The organism is Streptomyces thermodiastaticus, assembly GCF_014656135.1.
Lineage (GTDB): Bacteria > Actinomycetota > Actinomycetes > Streptomycetales > Streptomycetaceae > Streptomyces > Streptomyces thermodiastaticus.
Genome location: NZ_BNBV01000009.1, coordinates 124198 through 141156, shown reverse-complemented (window position 1 = coordinate 141156; position 16959 = coordinate 124198). Strand labels below are relative to the sequence as shown.

Annotated in this window: 15 protein-coding genes; 4 read left to right on the top strand and 11 right to left on the bottom strand. The window is 71.8% G+C overall.

Annotated features, from left to right (window positions below):
- The first annotated feature begins 90 nt into the window (after positions 1 to 90).
- Both IE286_RS11645 and IE286_RS11640 read left to right on the top strand, forming a co-directional pair.
- Entirely contained in the window at positions 91 to 1023 is a 933-nt protein-coding gene (locus tag IE286_RS11645) for a ferredoxin family protein (protein ID WP_189796582.1), read from the top strand.
- A gap of 77 nt (positions 1024 to 1100) precedes the next feature.
- Complete coding sequence (locus tag IE286_RS11640; RefSeq protein WP_189796581.1) at positions 1101 to 2852, top strand: ATP-binding protein; 1752 nt, start codon at positions 1101 to 1103, stop codon at positions 2850 to 2852.
- Between the two features lie 54 nt (positions 2853 to 2906).
- Here IE286_RS11640 and IE286_RS11635 read toward each other — a convergent pair whose 3' ends face one another.
- The 3 genes from IE286_RS11635 to IE286_RS11625 all read right to left on the bottom strand — a co-directional run bounded on the left by IE286_RS11635 (position 2907) and on the right by IE286_RS11625 (position 5693).
- Positions 2907 to 3962, bottom strand: a complete 1056-nt coding sequence (locus IE286_RS11635) for an ABC transporter substrate-binding protein (RefSeq protein ID WP_189796580.1) — start codon at positions 3960 to 3962, stop codon at positions 2907 to 2909.
- 65 nt (positions 3963 to 4027) lie between these two features.
- Entirely contained in the window at positions 4028 to 4891 is an 864-nt protein-coding gene (locus IE286_RS11630) for an ABC transporter permease (RefSeq protein WP_189796640.1), read from the bottom strand.
- Positions 4881 to 5693, bottom strand: coding sequence for an ABC transporter ATP-binding protein (locus IE286_RS11625; RefSeq protein WP_189796579.1), 813 nt, complete (start codon positions 5691 to 5693; stop codon positions 4881 to 4883). Before IE286_RS11625 ends, IE286_RS11630 begins: the two co-directional genes overlap by 11 nt.
- Positions 5694 to 5853: 160 nt before the next feature.
- On the opposite strand from IE286_RS11625, the gene IE286_RS11620 reads away from it, so the two are divergent.
- The gene (locus IE286_RS11620) at positions 5854 to 6546 is read left to right on the top strand and encodes a response regulator (protein WP_189796578.1); all 693 of its coding nucleotides are present in this window, start codon (positions 5854 to 5856) and stop codon (positions 6544 to 6546) included.
- 35 nt (positions 6547 to 6581) lie between these two features.
- Here IE286_RS11620 and IE286_RS11615 read toward each other — a convergent pair whose 3' ends face one another.
- The 6 genes from IE286_RS11615 to IE286_RS11590 form a co-directional block, all read right to left on the bottom strand.
- Positions 6582 to 8174 (bottom strand): monocarboxylic acid transporter, encoded by a 1593-nt coding sequence (locus tag IE286_RS11615; protein ID WP_189796577.1) that lies wholly within the window; start codon positions 8172 to 8174, stop codon positions 6582 to 6584.
- Positions 8171 to 8734, bottom strand: coding sequence for a DUF485 domain-containing protein (locus tag IE286_RS11610; protein ID WP_189796576.1), 564 nt, complete (start codon positions 8732 to 8734; stop codon positions 8171 to 8173). The genes IE286_RS11615 and IE286_RS11610 overlap by 4 nt, the downstream gene beginning before the upstream one ends.
- Positions 8735 to 8818: 84 nt before the next feature.
- Positions 8819 to 9502, bottom strand: a complete 684-nt coding sequence (locus IE286_RS11605; RefSeq protein WP_189796575.1) for a response regulator transcription factor — start codon at positions 9500 to 9502, stop codon at positions 8819 to 8821.
- Positions 9499 to 10650 carry a sensor histidine kinase gene (locus IE286_RS11600; protein WP_189796574.1) on the bottom strand — a complete coding sequence of 384 codons (1152 nt, stop codon included), beginning with the start codon at positions 10648 to 10650 and terminating at the stop codon, positions 9499 to 9501. The genes IE286_RS11605 and IE286_RS11600 overlap by 4 nt, the downstream gene beginning before the upstream one ends.
- The gene (locus IE286_RS11595) at positions 10647 to 11174 is read right to left on the bottom strand and encodes a CcdC protein domain-containing protein (RefSeq protein ID WP_189796573.1); all 528 of its coding nucleotides are present in this window, start codon (positions 11172 to 11174) and stop codon (positions 10647 to 10649) included. Before IE286_RS11595 ends, IE286_RS11600 begins: the two co-directional genes overlap by 4 nt.
- A 219-nt stretch (positions 11175 to 11393) precedes the next feature.
- A complete protein-coding gene (locus IE286_RS11590; protein WP_189796572.1) occupies positions 11394 to 13517 on the bottom strand; it encodes a DNA gyrase/topoisomerase IV subunit B in 2124 nt (707 codons plus the stop codon).
- Between the two features lie 443 nt (positions 13518 to 13960).
- Between IE286_RS11590 and IE286_RS11585 the strand changes: the two genes are divergently transcribed.
- Positions 13961 to 14188, top strand: a complete 228-nt coding sequence (locus tag IE286_RS11585; protein ID WP_189796571.1) for a DUF7455 domain-containing protein — start codon at positions 13961 to 13963, stop codon at positions 14186 to 14188.
- 120 nt (positions 14189 to 14308) lie between these two features.
- On the opposite strand, the gene IE286_RS11580 is transcribed toward IE286_RS11585, so the two are convergent.
- Together IE286_RS11580 and IE286_RS11575 are read right to left on the bottom strand one after the other, a co-directional pair.
- Positions 14309 to 15169, bottom strand: a complete 861-nt coding sequence (locus IE286_RS11580; RefSeq protein ID WP_189796570.1) for a S1 family peptidase — start codon at positions 15167 to 15169, stop codon at positions 14309 to 14311.
- Between the two features lie 122 nt (positions 15170 to 15291).
- Positions 15292 to 16818 carry an RNA polymerase sigma factor gene (locus IE286_RS11575; protein WP_189796569.1) on the bottom strand — a complete coding sequence of 509 codons (1527 nt, stop codon included), beginning with the start codon at positions 16816 to 16818 and terminating at the stop codon, positions 15292 to 15294.
- Between the last annotated feature and the right edge of the window lie 141 nt (positions 16819 to 16959).

The window sequence follows — 16959 nt, the reverse complement described above, 5'->3', positions numbered from 1 at the left end:
CGCCCTGCCGTCGGCCGCGCGACGGCCGCGGAACGGATCACTCCGACGGCCGGGATTCGCCCCGAGCCCAGTCAGGTTAGGCTCACCTCTGTGAGTACCTGCGCGAGCCTCTCCCGGCAGCTCGACGAGCCGCTGTCCGCCACCGCGCCCACGGCGGCGACATGGCTGCTGCTGGAGCAGCCCGGCCCCTGGGGCGCCAGGGCGCTCACATCCAGCCACCTGGACCCCGTGCTGGGGCGGGCGCTGGAACGGGCCGTCCAGGGCACCGGCGTACGGGTCGCGCTCATCCGCCGCCCGGGACGGCACGCCGACTGCCACGCACCGTCCCCGCGGCACGTGTACGCCGCCCACACCGCCCCCGGCAACGCCTGGCTGCACGGTGCATCGACGGTCGACCCGCGGCAGCTGCTCGGCCTGGACTTCGCCGCCCTCGGCCGGGGCGACGCGCGTTCCTTCGACGCGGTGCTGCGCGGGCGCCCGCACACCGGCGACCCGCTCGCGCTCGTCTGCACCAACGGCCGGCGCGACCAGTGCTGCGCCCTGCTCGGCCGGCCGCTGGCCGCCGGTCTGGCCGCACGCGGGCTGCGGGGCGTGTGGGAGGTGACGCATCTGGGCGGCCACCGCTTCTCGCCGACGGTGCTTCTCCTGCCGTACGGCTACGCCTACGGGCGGGCCGAGCCGTCCACCGTCGTCGCGGCGGCCGACGGCGTGCGCGAGGGCCGGGTGGTCCTCGACGGATGCCGGGGACGGACCGCGTGGGAGCGTCCCGGGCAGGCGGCAGAGCTGGCCGTGCGAGGGGCGCTGGGCGAGGAGCGGGCCGAGGCGCTCGACGTCACGGGCGTCGACGGTGCCGCGCCCCGCTGGGAGGTGACCGTCGCCCACCGGGACGGGCGCCGGTGGCACGTGACCGTCGCCCAGGGTGCCGCCGAGCCGCCCCGGCCGGACAGCTGCGGAGCCTCGGTGCTGGGCACCCCGGCCCGGATGGATGTGGTGGCGGTCCGCGAACTCGCCGTCGCCCGCTGAGATCACGGCACACACCTGCCCGCTGCGCCGCCCCGTACCCCTGGGCTGCCCCGGCCCCGGGACGTACCGTCGTCGGCATGTCCACCACCGCTCCCGCACGCCGTCGGCGCCTGGGTCTGCCCCGCAAGGTGTTCTCGCAGGTGCTGCTGATGCAGCTGGCGATCGCCGCGGGGGTCGCCGTGCTGGCGACCGGACTGTTCCTCGCGCCGCTCGGCCACCAGCTCGACGACCAGGCGATGCGCCGGGCGCTCGCCATCGCCGCGACCACCGCCGAGAACCCGCAGGTGGTCAAGGACCTGCTGACCACACGACCGACCGTCGACGGACCGGTGCAGCGGGAGGCCGAACGGATCCGCAAGGCGACCGGCGCCGAGTACGTCGTGGTGATGGACCGGCATGGCATCCGCTGGTCGCACAGCAACCCCCGCCGGGTCGGCGGGCACGTCTCCACGGACCCGGGTGCGGCCCTGGCCGGCCGGAAGGTCATGGGGATCGACACCGGCACCCTGGGCCGTTCGGCCCGCGGCAAGGTGCCGCTGTACGACGGCGACCACCGCATCGTCGGGGCGGTGTCGGTGGGCATCGCCTACGACAGCGTCCGCTCCCGGCTGATCCACGCCGTCCCCGGCCTGCTCGCCTACGCCGGCGGTGCCCTGGCCGCCGGCGCCCTGGCGGCCTGGCTGATCTCCCGGCGGGTCCAGCGCAGCACCAGGGACCTGGCCTTCTCCGACATCGCGGCGCTGCTCGCCGAGCGCGAGGCGATGCTGCACGGCATCCGGGAAGGGGTCGTGGCCCTCGACCGCGAGGGCCGGGTGCGGCTGCTCAACGACGAGGCCCGGCGCCTGCTGGGCATCGGCGACGAGGCGCTCGGCCGGTCGCCGGACGAGACACTGGGCGCGGGCCGTACCACCGACGTCCTGGCCGGACGGGTGACGGGCACCGATCTGCTGACCGTGCGAGGGCAGCGGGTGCTGGTCGCCAACCGGATGCCCACCGATGACGGAGGCGCCGTGGCCACCCTGCGCGACCGGACCGAGGTGGAGCAGCTCGCCCGGGAACTGGACTCCACGCGCGGCCTGATAGAGGCGCTGCGCGCCCAGGACCACGAGCACGCCAACCGGATGCACACCCTGCTCGGGCTGCTGGAGCTGGAGATGTACGACGACGCCCTGGAGTTCGTCGGGGAGGTGGTCGGCGGCCACCGGTCCACCGCCGAGCAGGTCACCGAGAAGATCCAGGACCCGCTGATCGCCGCGCTGCTGGTGGGCAAGGCGACGGTGGCGGCCGAGCGCGGGGTGGCGCTGTGGATCTCCGACGCCACCCGGCTGCCGGACCGGCTGGTCGATCCGCGCGGGCTGGTGACGATCGTCGGCAACCTGGTCGACAACGCGCTGGACGCGGTCGCGGCCACGTCGCACGCCCGGGTGGAGGTGGAACTGCGCGCCGAGGGCCGCACCGCGGTGCTGCGGGTGCGGGACACCGGGCCGGGAATCCCGCCCGACCAGCGCGAGGTGATCTTCACCGAGGGCTGGTCCACCAAGCAGCCTCCGGCGCACGGCAAGCGCGGCCTCGGCCTGTCCCTGGTGCGCCGGCTCGCCGAACGGCAGGGAGGCCGTGTGACGGTCGCCGACGCGCCCGGCGGCGGGGCGCAGTTCACGGTCGTCCTGCCCGAGGCCCTCACCGAGCCCGGTCTGGCACCCGCCCCGCCGGAGCCCGCGCCCGTGGTGGCCTTCGGGCCCGCGCCGGGTTCAGGTTCTTCCGGGACTGCGGGAGCGACCGGGACCGGCGCCGGGCCGGGCGGCGAGAGCGTCGCCCAGGAGCCGCGGTGACCGTCAGGGCGCGGTCCGTGGAAGAACGGCGCGGCTCCCGGCGAAGGGCGCGGCTCAGCCGGCGGCCTTCTCCACGAACTCGGTCGTATACGTCTTGCCGAGATCGACCGTGGCGTTCTTGATGTTCGGATTGAACGCCTTGAGGACCCTCTCGACGGTCTCGGGGCCGTTGGCCGGCATGACGCCGTCCTCGGTGAACATCGGCAGCGTGTCCTTGATGGCCTCGGCGTACAGTGCGTTGTCGCCCTGGGAGTAGTCGGCGGGCATCTTGGCGGCGATCTCGGCGGCGCTGTGGGTGTGCATCCACCGGAGCGTCTTGACGAAGGCGTTGACCAGCTTCTGGACGGTGTCCTTGTGGCTGTTCACCCAGTCCGTCCGCATGTACAGGCTGGACGACGGGTACGGCCCGCCGAGCGCCGTCTGCGATCCCTCGGGGGTGCGCATGTCGACGAGGACGGTGCCGGCCTTCTTCGCCAGCAGCGTGGCGACCGTGGGGTCGGTGGTCATGCCGGCGTCGATGGAGCCCTTCTGCAGGGCGGAGATGAAGGTCTGTCCGGCGCCGACGGCGACCGGGGTGAACTCGCTGACGTCGACGCCGTTCTTGACCGCGAGGTACTTGGTCAGGAAGTCGGTGGAGGAGCCGAGGCCGGTCACGCCCAGCTTCTTGCCCTTGAAGTCCTTCGGCGACTTGATGCTGCCGGTGGCCTTCGCGGAGACGACCTCCACCTCGCCGGGCGCGTGCGAGAACTGCACCACGGACTCCACCTGCTTGCCCTTGACCTGCAGGTCGAGGGTGTGGTCGTAGAAGCCGACGGCTCCCTGGACCTGCCCGGCGACGAGCGCGGTCTCCGCCTGCACCCCGGCGGGTTCGCTGAGCAGTTCCACGTTCAGGCCCTCGGCGGAGAAGTAGCCGAGCCGCTGGGTGAGCATCGCGGGCAGGTAGATGACCTTGTCCAGGCCGCCGACCATGATCTTCACATGCTCACCCTTGCCTCCGCCCCCGCCGGGGGCGGAGGTCGAGGTGGCCGCGTCGTCGGCGCAGGCGGTCAGACAGGACAGGGCGAGCAGGGCGGCCACGGCCGAGGCCGCGTAGCGGGCTGAGGTGCGCATGACGGTTCACGTCCTTGTGAGGAGGCGGTGCGGGAGGAGGGGGGCGGGCAGGTGACGGGCCGCGGTCACTGACCGGAACCGGCGGGCCGCCAGCGGAAGATGCGGCGTTCGGCGAAGGTGAGCAGCCCCTCGGCGATCAGCGCGACCGCGGCGAGGATGACCATCGCGGCGTAGACACCGGCGGCGTTGAAGGTGCCCTGGGACTGGGCGACGAGCAGTCCGATGCCGCGGGTGGCGCCGATGTACTCGCCGACGATGGCACCGATCAGCGCGAAGCCGAAGCTGACGTGCAGGCTGGTGAAGATCCACGACGTCGCGGACGGGATGACCACCTGGAGGGTCACCCGGCGGTCGCTGGCGCCGAGGATGCGGGCGTTGGCGACCAGGTTCCGGTCGACCTCGCGGGCGCCCTGGAAGGCGTTGAAGAACACCGGGAAGAAGACCAGGACGACGGCGGAGGCCACCTTGGAGGCCGGGCCGAGCCCGAACCAGATCACGAAGATCGGGGCGAGGACGATCCTCGGGATGGAGTTGAGCACCTTGATGTAGGGGCCCAGGACGTCCGCCAGGAACCGGACGCGTCCGAGCGCGATACCGAGCACCACACCGGCCACCACGCCGAACACCCAGCCGAGCAGCGCCTCGTAGAGCGTGTACCAGATCTGCTCGCCCAGCGAGCCGAGCGCGGTGCCGTGCGTGATCCAGGTCCAGATCTGGTCCCAGATCTGCGACGGCATCGAGAAGTTGAACGGATCGATGAGCCGGGTCCGGGAGAGGACCTCCCACAGGCCGAGCACCGCGATCAGGACCAGCACGCGCGCGGTGGTGACGACCGCCTTGCGGCGGCGGGCGGCGCGGGCCCGGGACTGGGATCGCTCACCGGTCTTGGCGAGGTCGGCGGCCGGTGTGCCGAGCACCTCAGGCGACATGGGCACCTCGCTCACGGGTGATGCGGACCTCTTCGCCGAGGGACTCCCAGATCTCGCGGTAGATCTCGACGAACTCGGTTTGCAGGCGGACCTGTTCGACCTTGCGGGGGCGGGGCAGGCCGATGTCGAAAACCTGCTTGACGGTCGCGGGACCGGCCGTCATCACGACGACCTTGTCGGCCAGCGCGATGGCCTCCTCCAGGTCGTGGGTGACGAACACGACCGAGGCGCCCGAGCCCTCCCACAGCTCCAGCAGCTCGTCCGACATCAGCGCCCGGGTCTGCACGTCGAGCGCCGAGAACGGCTCGTCCATCAGCAGGATCTCGGGGTCGTTGACGAAGGTCGCGGCGAGCGCGACGCGTTTGCGCTGGCCGCCGGAGAGCTGGTGCGGGTAGCGGTCCTCGAAGGCGGCGAGCCCGACCCGGGCCAGCCAGGCGCGTGCCCTCTGCTTCGCCTCCGCCTTCGGCACCCCCCGGAAGCGGGGGCCGGCCATCACATTGGACAGCACCGTGCGCCAGGGGAAGGTGGCATCCTGCTGGAAGACGAAGCCGACCTTGTCGCCGACGCCGCCAACCGGTTCCCCGGCCACCAGCACCTCGCCCTCGGTGGGCTCCTCCAGGCCGCTGACCAGCGTCAGCGTGGTCGACTTTCCGCAGCCGGTGGGGCCCACCACGGCCACGAACTCGCCGCGTTCCACGGTCAGATCGAGGCCGCGCACCGCGGTGTGCAGGCCCCCCGACGGGGTCCTGAACGTCTTGCTCGCGCCCCGCAGTTCGATGGCGGGGCTGGTGTCTGCGCTCATGGGCCGGGACGGTAGAGGCGGCCCGGCCGGGACAGCAGTCTTGCCGTCACAAGCCGTTCATCCGCTCGCAAACATCTGTTGTGCTCGTTTTGCTCGCGCTACAACAGCACAGCGGGAACACGGGCTCGACGCTCGCCCGGCCTTGAGGGAAAGAGGCCCGATGATTGACGTCCTGGTGGTCGACGACGACTTCCGTGTCGCAGAGATCAACGCCACGTACGTGGGGAAGGTTCCCGGGTTCCGGGTGATCACCCGCGCGCACAACGCCGACCAGGCCCTGACGGCCGTGCAGCGCGGCGGCATCGACCTGGTGCTCCTCGACCAGTATCTGCCTGACCGCTCGGGGCTGGATCTCGTCCACCGGATGCGGCAGCAGGGCCTCGGCACCGACGTCATCATGATCACGGCGGCGGGCGATGTGACGACCGTGCAGCAGGCGATGCGTCTGGGCGCGCTGCACTATCTGGTCAAGCCGTTCACCTTCGCCGCGCTGCGCAGCCGCCTGGAGTCCTACGCCGCGCTGCGCCGCACGGTGGACCGGGTCGGCGGCCAGGGTGTGGCCGGGCAGGAGCAGGTGGACCGGATCTTCGCCGCGCTGCGCACCGTGTCCACCCCGTCCTCCCCCGGCCTGCCCAGCGGGCATTCGGAGCCGACGACCGACCTGATCTGCGGTGTCCTGCACAGCGCCGGACGGCCGCTGTCGGCGCACGAGGTGGCCGCCAGGACCGGGCTGAGCCGCTCCACCGCCCAGCGCTATCTGCGCCACCTGGAGCGGGCCGGCCGGCTGCGGCTGTCCTTGAAGTACGGCGACACGGGCCGCCCGGAGCACCGCTATGCGTGGGTGACGCCGTAGGCCGTCCGCGGCCGCGCCTGTTCCGCGCACGCTGACTAGGCGGCGCCGGCGCCGGTCAGGGACCGCACCTCGGTCTCCGCGTGCCGGGCCTCGTCCGGGGGTTCGGCAAAGGTGACGGTGCCGAGCCAACCGGCGAGGAAGCCCAGCGGGACGGAGACGATGCCGGGGTTGTGCAGCGGGAAGCAGTGGAAGTCGACGCCGGGGAACAGCGCGTCGGGGTTGCCGGAGACCACCGGGGAGAGCACCACGAGCAGCAGGGCGGGAACCAGCCCGCCGTAGACGGCCCAGACCGCACCACGGGTGGTGAAGGACCGCCAGAACAGCGAGTACAGCAGCACCGGAAGGTTCGCGGAGGCCGCGACCGCGAAGGCGAGTCCCACCAGGACCGCGACGTTCAGTCCGCGGGCGAGCAGGCCCAGGGCGATGGCGGCCGCCCCGATGCCCACGGCGGCGGTCCGTGCCACGGCCACCTCGCTGCGCGGCCGGCGGTCACGGCGCCGCAGCGCCGCGTACAGGTCGTGGGCGACCGCGGCCGAGGAGGACAGCGTGAGCCCGGCGACCACCGCGACGATGGTGGCGAGGGCGACGGCGGCCACCACCGCGACCAGGACCGCTCCCGCGGTGGAGCCTGCGCCGCCGCCCAGGTGGAGGGCCAGCAGGGGCACCGCCGTGTTCCCCGCCGCGTTCGACCCGCGGACGGCGTCCGGTCCGACGAGCGCGGCGGCACCGAACCCGAGGACGATCGTCATCAGGTAGAAGACGCCGATGAGGCCGATGGCCCACAGGGCCGAGCGGCGGGCGGCCCGCGCGGTCGGCACGGTGTAGAAGCGCGCCAGGATGTGCGGCAGGCCGCCGGTGCCGAGCACCAGTGCCAGGCCGAGGCTGAGGAAGTCCAGGCGTGCGGTCCAGTCGCCGCCGTACCTCAGGCCGGGCGCCAGGAAGGCGTCCCCGTGGCCGCTGTGTGCGGCGGCGGTGAGCAGCAGCCGGTTCACATCGCCGTGGAACCGGAGGAGGACGAGCACGGTCAGGGCGAGGGTTCCGGCCAGCAGCACGACCGCCTTGACGATCTGGATCCAGGTGGTGGCCCGCATGCCGCCCAAAGACACATAGAGCACCATCAGCACCCCGACGCCGGTCACCGTCCACATCTGTGCAGCGCTGCCGGTCCGTCCCAGGAGCAGGGCGACAAGGGCGCCCGCGCCCACCATCTGCGCCACCAGGTACAGCACGGACACGGTGACCGAGGAGGTGCCCGCCGCGAGCCGCACCGGGCGCTCGGCCATGCGTGCCGCGACCACGTCGGCGAGGGTGAACCGCCCGCAGTTGCGCACCAGTTCGGCGAGCAGGAACAGCACCACCAGCCAGCCCACGAGGAAACCCACCACGTAGAGCACCCCGTCGTAGCCGACGAGCACGATCAGCCCGGGCACGCCCAGGAAGGAGGCGGCGGACGCGTAGTCGCCCGCGATGGCGAAACCGTTCTCCATGGGGGAGAACAGCCGTCCGCCGGCGTAGAACTCCTCGGCCGAGCCGTGCCGGGTGCGGCTCACCCAGGCGGTGATCGCCAGCGTGACCGCGACGAACACGCTGCACAGCAGCAGCGTCAGCGTCTGGTGGTTGCCGTTCATGACGCACCGCCCGCGACGTGCCGCGTGCGGTCCTGGGTGTCCCAGCGCAGGTCCAGCGCGGCCCGGTCGCGCCGCAGCCGTGCGTGGCGCGCGTAGGCCCAGGCGAACAGGAAGGTGCTGAGGAACTGTCCGAGCCCCGCGAGCATGGCCACGTTCACCGCTCCCGCCACCGGGCGGGCCATCCACCCGGGCGCGGCCGTGGCGGCCACGATGTACGCCACGTACCACAGGAGGAAGGCCGCCGCCCCGGGCACCACGAAGCGGCGGTAGCGGGAGCGCACCTGCTGGAACGCGGCGCTGCGCTGCACGTCCAGGTAGACCTGGGCCGTCGTCTCGGGCATCCGGCCGGTCTGTCCCTCGCGGCGGGCCGCCGGGACGGACGCGACGGCGCCCGAGCGGTCTGTTCGGTCCCGGCCGCGGGCCGGAGCGTCGTGCCAGGGGTCGCGGCAGGTCATGGTCTCGGCGGTGCCCCGGGCCTGCTCGTCGTGCGCCCCCTTGCGCGCGGGCGCGCGCTCGGGACCGCCTCCGTGCCCCTGGGGGCGGCTGTTGCGTGACTGCATGCCCAAGGATGGACAGAACGGGAAGATCCGTGACTTCTCTTCCCGGCCTTGTTCACTCCATCAAGTGAGGGACGCTCACGTGGATCACCGTGCGGGCGGCCGGGCCACTCCCGTCGCGTAGGCGTACCGCACGGCCTGGGCACGGTCCTTCACGCCGGCCTTGGCGAAGAGGTTGTTGATGTGGGTCTTCACCGTGGCCGTGGAGATATGCAGCCGGCGGGCGATCTCCTGGTTGCTCAGGCCCTCCGCGATCAGGGCCAGCACCTCGCACTCCCGCGTGGTCAGTCCGTCGGGCGTCCGGGCGGCGGGGGCGGGACGCGGCCCGGCCCCGGTCAGCCGTTCCAGCAACCGCCGCTGGATGCCGGGCGAGAGTCCCGCGTCCCCGGACATGACGTTCCGCACGGCCCGGACGATCTCGTCGCCGCCGGCGTCCTTGGTCAGATAGCCGCGCGCGCCCGCTTCGAGTGCCGGGAACAGCGACTCGTCGTCGTCGAACGTGGTGAGGACCACGACCTGGGTGCCGGGGTGCCCGGCCCGGATCCTGCGGGTGGCCTCCACACCGTCGCAGCGCGGCATGCGCAGGTCCATCAGGACGACGTCCGGGGCGAGTTCCGCGACGAGCCGGACCGCCTCGTCCCCGTCCCCGGCCGATCCGACGACCTCGATGCCGGGCAGCAGGCCCAGCAGCATCACGATGCCCTCCCGCACCACGGTCTGGTCGTCCGCCACCACGACCCGTGCGGGCTTCTCCCCTGTCTCCTCGCTCATGCGGGCACCTTCAGCGTCACGGCGAATCCCTCCTCGTGCGGTCCGGCGTCGAGGGAGCCGCCCAGCAGCTCGGCACGCTCCCGCATGCCCAGCAGACCGTACCCGCCTCCGGAGCCCGCCAGTTCACCGGGCGTGCCGCCGAAGTCCCGCACGTCGAGCGTCACTTCGTGCTCTCCGTAGTCCAGGTGGACATGGACCGCGGCGCCGGCGGCGTGCTTGCGGACGTTCGTCAGCGCCTCCTGCGCGACTCTTCTCACCGCCTGCGACGCCTCGGCGGGCAGGGGCCGGCGTTCACCCGAAAAAGTGACCTCGGCCTTCGCGTTCTCCCGCACCAGTTCGCTGAGGAAGTCCTCCAGCGGGGTCAGCTCGCCGCGCAGGGCGGACAGGGCCTGGCGGGTCTCGGCGAGGCCGTCGCGGGCCATGCCCCGGGCGGCGACGATCCGTTCGAGGATCTGCTCACGGTCCGCGTCCTGCTCCACGAGCAGCCGCGCGGCCTCGAGGTGGACGAGCTGGGCCGACAGGCTGTGCGCCAGCACGTCGTGGATCTCCCGCGCGATCCTGGCGCGCTCGGCCAGCGCCGCCGACTCCGCCTCGGCCGCCCGAGCGGCCCGCTCCTGGGCGAGCAGGCGCAGCGCTCCGGCGCGGGCCTCCGCGTCGAGGCGCAGGACGTAACCGGCGAGGGCGAGACCGGCGGCGGTGGCCCCGGTCGCCAGCCAGTTGTCGTCGTGGGACAGGGCGTAGCAGGCGAGCGAGAGCGCCGCGACGGGCGCCCCGGCCGCCAGGGGCAGCCGCACCAGGGCCATGACCGCGCAGGCGCACCACAGCAGCAGGGCGGGCACGGTCAGCTGCCCGGCGTGCGCGGCGAGGCCCAGGCCGACGAGCACCGCCAGCAGTCCGAGGGAGGGCCACAGCCGGTGCGCGAGGGTGGCGCGGAAGAAGCCCCAGACGGCGACGCCGGCGAGGAGGACGCCGGCCACCGCCGCCGCGACTTGCCAGGGCGGGCGGTGACCGCTGCGGAAGGCACCCCACAGCAGCGCGACGCCCGCCAGCGCGCGCACCGACCGGCCGAGGAGCCGCCGGGGCCGGGACAGCCCGGCGCGGCTCAGTGCCTCCGGGGAGGGCCAGCGCGTCCAAGGGGTGTCGGTCACACACGTTCCTTCCACGCGGGTCGGACCTTGCCGTCACCGTACGCCGTGCTTGCGCCGGCCGCCGGGACGGTGAGGGACCGTGCGCGCAGCACCATGACCGCGGAGCGGGCCAGCAGCGTGAGCGCGAGGGTGAGCAGCACGGCCGCGCTGCCCTGCCGTATCCCGAACGAGGAACCGAGTGCGGCGAGGCCGATCCGCAGCGCGATGCCGCCGATCCAGACGGCCGCGCTCGCCGTGCTGCTCCGGGTCCACACGGTGCCGTCCTGGCCGGCCCAGATCCGGGTGGTCCAGCCCCAGCCGGCTCCGGTGCCCAGGCCGATGAGGAGTCCGGCGGCCAGCAGGGCGGCGGACGCGCCATGGTGGTCGGGGTCCAGGAGGGCCGGCTTCCGCAGCGCGACGACCGTGAGGACGGCCGGGACGAGCCACCAGCGCCGGTCGGCGTCGAACCTGCGTGTCCGGAACAGCCGCACGATCACCAGGGCGGCGACGGCGACGATCACCAGCACGTTGACGAGCCCGGACATCAGACCTCCGTGAGCAGCGACGAAGCGCCGACGGCGGGGTGCCGTCGGCGTCTTCGACGCTACGCAGGGAGGCGGTTCGGTTGATCGGAGCGCGGATGGATCATGGGTGGATCCTGCGCACCGTCCTCTCTCCACCCGTGGGTGGAGAAGCGGCCCGCGGCCGGTTCCCGGTCCGCGTCGGGGACGCTGCGGACCCGGATCCGGCCGCGGCGAAGGCGCCTACGCGTCGATCCGCGAGCGGTCCAGGGTGGCCGCCGAGCTGGCGATGAACTCCTTGCGCGGGGCGACGTCGTTGCCCATCAGCAGCTCGAACACGGCCTCCGCGGCCTCCAGGTCGGTGAGGTTGATCCGGCGCAGGGTGCGGCGGCGCGGGTCCATGGTGGTCTCGGCAAGCTGGTCGGCGTCCATCTCGCCGAGGCCCTTGTACCGCTGGATCGTGTCCTTGTACCGGATGTTCTTGCTCTGGAACTCCAGCAGCTTGTCCCGCAGCTCCCGGTCCGAGTACGTGTAGACGTACTTGTCCTGGCCCTTCTTCGGCTGGACCAGCTCGATGCGGTGCAGCGGCGGCACCGCGGCGAACACACGGCCCGCCTCGACCATGGGCCGCATGTAGCGGTGGAACAGGGTCAGCAGCAGCGTCCGGATGTGGGAGCCGTCCACGTCGGCGTCCGTCATCATGATGATCTTGCCGTAGCGCGCGGCGTCCAGGTCGAAGGTGCGGCCGGACCCGGCCCCTATGACCTGGATGATCGCGCCGCACTCGGCGTTCTTGAGCATGTCCGTGACGGACGACTTCTGGACGTTGAGGATCTTGCCGCGGATCGGCAGCAGCGCCTGGAACTCGGAGTTGCGGGCGAGCTTGGCGGTGCCGAGCGCGGAGTCGCCCTCGACGATGAACAGTTCGCTGCGCTCGACGTCGTCGCTGCGGCAGTCGGCGAGCTTGGCGGGCAGGGAGGAGGATTCCAGCGCGGTCTTGCGGCGCTGGGCGTCCTTGTGCTGGCGGGCGGCGATGCGGGTGCGGGCCGCGGCGACGACCTTCTCCAGCACCACGCGGGCCTGCTGGGCGGCGTCGCGCTTGGTGGCGGTCAGGAACGTCTTGAGCTGCTTGGAGACGACGTTGTTCACGATGCGGCGGGCCGCCGAGGTACCGAGCACCTCCTTGGTCTGGCCCTCGAACTGCGGCTCGGCGAGCCGCACGGTGACCACGGCCGTCAGGCCCTCCAGGGCGTCGTCCTTGACGATGTCGTCCTCGGCGACGCGCAGCAGCTTCTTGGCGCGCAGGACCTCGTTCAGCGTCTTGGTGACGGCCTGCTCGAAGCCGGCGGCGTGGGTGCCGCCCTTGGGGGTGGCGATGATGTTGACGAACGAGCGGACCGTCGTGTCGTACCCGGTGCCCCAGCGCAGTGCGACGTCCACGCCGAGTTCGCGGGTGACCTCGGTGGGCGTCATCTGGCCGTGCTCGTCGAGCACCGGCACGGTCTCCTTGAAGGTGCCCTGCCCGCTGAACCGCAGCACGTCGCAGACGGGCTTGTCGTCCGCGAGGAACTCGCAGAACTCGCTGATGCCGCCGTCGAAGCGGAAGGACTCCTCGCCCTTGCTGCCGCCCTCGCCCAGGCCGAGCTCGTCGCGGACGACGATCGTCAGGCCGGGCACCAGGAAGGCGGTCTGGCGGGCGCGCTGGTGCAGGGTCTCCAGGGAGAGCTTGGCGTCCTTGAGGAAGATCTGCCGGTCGGCCCAGTACCGCACCCGGGTGCCGGTGCGGTTCTTGGGGATCTTCTTGGTCTTGCGCAGGCCGCCCTTGGGCTCGAACTTCGCGTCCGGTCCGGCGCCGGAGAAGGCTCCGGGCACCCCGCGCCGGAAGCTGATGGCGTGGGTGTGACCGCCGCGGTCCACCTCGACGTCCAGCCGGGCGGACAGGGCGTTGACCACGGAGGCGCCCACGCCGTGCAGACCGCCGGAGGCCGCGTAGGAGCCGCCGCCGAACTTGCCGCCCGCGTGGAGCTTGGTCATGACGACCTCGACACCGGACAGGCCGGTTCTGGGCTCGACGTCGACCGGGATGCCGCGGCCGTTGTCCTGCACCTCGACGGACCCGTCGTCGTGCAGGATCACCTCGATGTGGTCGCACACGCCCGCGAGTGCCTCGTCCACGGAGTTGTCGATGATCTCCCACAGGCAGTGCATCAGGCCACGGCTGTCGGTCGACCCGATGTACATGCCGGGGCGCTTGCGCACGGCTTCGAGGCCCTCGAGGACGAGCAGGTGCCGCGCGGTGTAGTTGGAGCCGTCCCGGTCTGCTCCTGCCAGCAGCGCTGTGGACGGCACGGACGTGTCGGCGGTCACGCGGTTCGCTCCTCGCTGAATTTCGAACGGGGCCCGGAAGGTTGGGGCGCGGTCTCGGTTGTCGCACCAGAGGGTACCGAGCCCAGGTGGGGGCCTCGTAACGCAACCCTCGGCAGGAGACAAGAGTAGTAGAGAGTCGCATGTACGTTCGATACCTCGATGGGGTGAAGCACACATCACGTTCCCTTCGAGGCATGAACCATTTAGGCTCCGGGCACGTCCTCTTGCACAAGCCGGTGACACCGCCGGGGAGGACCGACCATGACCGACAGCGCGAACCCGTACGACACATAGACACGCACTACGGCACATTCGCCGCCACCCGGCAACGGACAGCCGTCTCGGACAAGATTTTTCCGAGAAAAAGCCACGAGCGGGAACGTTTGCGGCTGGTTGGATGTTGACCCTGGTACGACAGCTCGTCGAGCTAGAGAAGAGGCGACGTGACTACTGTTCTGACCCCCGCGAGCCCGCTGACGGCCGGCGACCGGTGCGACCGCTGCGGCGCCCAGGCCTACCTGCGCGTCGTCCTGCTGAGCGGCGGAGAACTGCTCTTCTGCGCCCACCACGGTCGCAAGTTCGAGCCGGAACTCAAGAAGATCGCCGCTGAGATACAGGACGAGACCGCGCGCCTGACGTCTGCTTCGGCAAGCGCGTCCGACGAACGCTGACACCTCGCACGACGAGCAAGGTCCGGCACAGACCGGCGAAAGGGCGGTCGCTTCCGTTCACGGAAGTGACCGCCCTTCGTCGTCTCCGGCCACCGCGCGCACCGGCCCGGCTCCGCCGGGTCACCCGGATCCGGTCCGGCGCCGGGTGACCGGGGTGTCAGCGGCGCGGCCGAGGGTCTTCACGACCTCGGACACGCGCGTGTAGACACCCGGTCTGCCCGGCTCCCCGCAGCCGCTCCCCCACGACACCAGGCCGATCAGCCGTCCCTGTGCCACCAGCGGGCCTCCGCTGTCCCCCTGGCAGGCGTCACGGCCCCCTGCGGGCTCTCCGGCGCACAGCATGACACCGGGCCGGTAGCGGCCCTGAGCGCCGCCCGGGTAGGCCCGCTCGCACTGCGCGTCGGGCAGGACACGCACCCGTGCCGCGTGCAGGCTGCGCGCGTAGGCCGCGACCCCGGTGGTGTCGCCCCACCCGTACACCACGGCACCGGTGCCCGGCCGGTACGCCCGGTCACCGGGACCGGCCATGGTGATCACCGCGCGGGCGGACACCGGTTCGGCCAGGGTGAGCACGGCGAAGTCGCCCGCGTTGGTCGCGGTGTCGTAGCGCGGGTTCACCCACACGGAGCGCACCCGGATCTCCTTGCCCTGCGTGGACAGCAGATCCGTGCGGCCGGTGATGACCGTCAGATCCGGTGTCGGCGGCGAGCCGACGACCTCTCTGCCCAGACAGTGCGCCGCGGTCAGCACGGTGGTGCGGCCGACGGCGACACCGCCGCAGAACTGCCCCGAGCGGCTGCCTCCGAACCGGTCACGGCTGGAGAGGGCCACCGTCCAGGGACTCTGCGCGACATCGACGGGAAAGCCTCCGACGACCACGCCGCCGGCAGCGGCCGGAGGGCCGGCGACCAGCGGTATCGCGGCCGCCGCGGCCGCCAGGACCAGGGGCCGGGCCAGGGCCCGGACGCTACGGCCTCGCATGCGCTCTCCTCACTCTGGGATGATCATGTGAACACCCAGAGTCACGCATCGCGGCCAGGTCCGCAGCACGAAGGTCCGGTCCCTTCCCGGGGACCGGACCTTCCGCGGGGGTACGACCGCGATCAGTCGAGGTAGTCGCGCAGCACCTGGGAGCGCGACGGGTGGCGCAGCTTCGACATGGTCTTCGACTCGATCTGGCGGATCCGCTCACGCGTGACGCCGTAGACCTTGCCGATCTCGTCGAGGGTCTTCGGCTGGCCGTCGGTCAGGCCGAAGCGCATGGAGACGACGCCCGCCTCGCGCTCGGAGAGGGTGTCGAGCACCGAGTGCAGCTGCTCCTGCAGCAGCGTGAAGCTGACCGCGTCGGCCGGGACGACCGCCTCGGAGTCCTCGATGAGGTCGCCGAACTCGCTGTCGCCGTCCTCGCCCAGCGGGGTGTGCAGCGAGATCGGCTCGCGGCCGTACTTCTGGACCTCGATGACCTTCTCCGGGGTCATGTCGAGCTCCTTGGCCAGCTCCTCCGGGGTGGGTTCGCGGCCCAGGTCCTGGAGCATCTGGCGCTGCACCCGCGCGAGCTTGTTGATGACCTCGACCATGTGCACCGGGATACGGATGGTGCGGGCCTGGTCGGCCATGGCGCGGGTGATCGCCTGGCGGATCCACCAGGTGGCGTACGTGGAGAACTTGTAGCCCTTGGTGTAGTCGAACTTCTCGACCGCGCGGATCAGACCGAGGTTGCCCTCCTGGATGAGGTCCAGGAAGAGCATGCCGCGGCCGGTGTAGCGCTTGGCCAGGGAGACCACCAGGCGGAGGTTGGCCTCCAGCAGGTGGTTCTTGGCGCGGCGGCCGTCCTCGGCGATGATCTCCAGCTCGCGCTTCAGCTTGGGCGCCAGCTTGTCGGAGTTGGCCAGCTTGTCCTCGGCGAACAGACCCGCCTCGATGCGCTTGGCCAGCTCGACCTCCTGCTCGGCGTTGAGCAGGGGAACCTTGCCGATCTGCTTGAGGTAGTCCTTGACCGGGTCGGCGGTGGCGCCGGCCGCGGCGACCTGCTGGGCGGGAGCGTCGTCCTCGTCCTCGTCGGAGAGCACGAAACCGGCGTTCTCGGCGTCGGGCTCCTCGGCGGCCTTCGGGTCGTCGAGCACCTCGTCGTCGAGAAGGTCGATGTCGTCCTTCTTGGCCGCGGTCTTCTTGGCCGCCGTCTTCTTGGCGGCGGTCTTCTTCGCGGTCGTCTTCTTGGCCGTCGTCTTCTTGGCCGCCGTCTTCTTCGCGGCCGCCTCGTCCTCGGCGGACGCGTCGCCGGCGGAGGCCGCCGAAGCGGCGGTGGCGGTGGCCTTCCGGGTGGTCACCGTCTTCGTCGCCGCCTTCTTGGCGGCGGTGCGCTTGGCCGGACTCTTCGCGACGCTCTTTCGGGTGCGCTTGTTGGGCTCCGCGGCACTGACCATCAGCGTCACACCCTCTTCCTCGAGGATCTGGTTGAGGCTGCGCAGTACGGTTTTCCACTGAGTGGCCGGAATCTGGTCAGCTTCGAAGGCCCGACGCACATCGTCGCCGGCGATCTGCCCCTCAGCCTTTCCCCGCTCGATGAGCGCCATGACAGAGACGGACTCGGCGATCTCCGGCGGGAGCGTACGGGATGTGCTGGCCGACACGAACAACCTCTCGGAACGTTGGAAAACGGCTTCCGGCCCCGTCCACGGCGGACGGAGGCCGACCACCGGCCTGGGGATGGGCCGACGGCGCGGGCGCGGGCCGAGGAAGAGCACAGCGCCGTGAACGGCGTCCGTATTCCC

What these genes read in the sequence shown, in the direction of transcription:
- IE286_RS11620 (WP_189796578.1), top strand. Translation starts at nt 5,854, where the DNA reads ATGATTGACGTCCTGGTGGTCGACGACGACTTCCGTGTCGCAGAGATC.
- IE286_RS11605 (WP_189796575.1), bottom strand. Translation starts at nt 9,502, where the DNA reads ATGAGCGAGGAGACAGGGGAGAAGCCCGCACGGGTCGTGGTGGCGGAC.
- IE286_RS11625 (WP_189796579.1), bottom strand. Translation starts at nt 5,693, where the DNA reads ATGAGCGCAGACACCAGCCCCGCCATCGAACTGCGGGGCGCGAGCAAG.
- IE286_RS11580 (WP_189796570.1), bottom strand. Translation starts at nt 15,169, where the DNA reads ATGCGAGGCCGTAGCGTCCGGGCCCTGGCCCGGCCCCTGGTCCTGGCG.
- IE286_RS11595 (WP_189796573.1), bottom strand. Translation starts at nt 11,174, where the DNA reads ATGTCCGGGCTCGTCAACGTGCTGGTGATCGTCGCCGTCGCCGCCCTG.
- IE286_RS11630 (WP_189796640.1), bottom strand. Translation starts at nt 4,891, where the DNA reads ATGTCGCCTGAGGTGCTCGGCACACCGGCCGCCGACCTCGCCAAGACC.
- IE286_RS11635 (WP_189796580.1), bottom strand. Translation starts at nt 3,962, where the DNA reads ATGCGCACCTCAGCCCGCTACGCGGCCTCGGCCGTGGCCGCCCTGCTC.
- IE286_RS11640 (WP_189796581.1), top strand. Translation starts at nt 1,101, where the DNA reads ATGTCCACCACCGCTCCCGCACGCCGTCGGCGCCTGGGTCTGCCCCGC.
- IE286_RS11610 (WP_189796576.1), bottom strand. Translation starts at nt 8,734, where the DNA reads ATGCAGTCACGCAACAGCCGCCCCCAGGGGCACGGAGGCGGTCCCGAG.
- IE286_RS11615 (WP_189796577.1), bottom strand. Translation starts at nt 8,174, where the DNA reads ATGAACGGCAACCACCAGACGCTGACGCTGCTGCTGTGCAGCGTGTTC.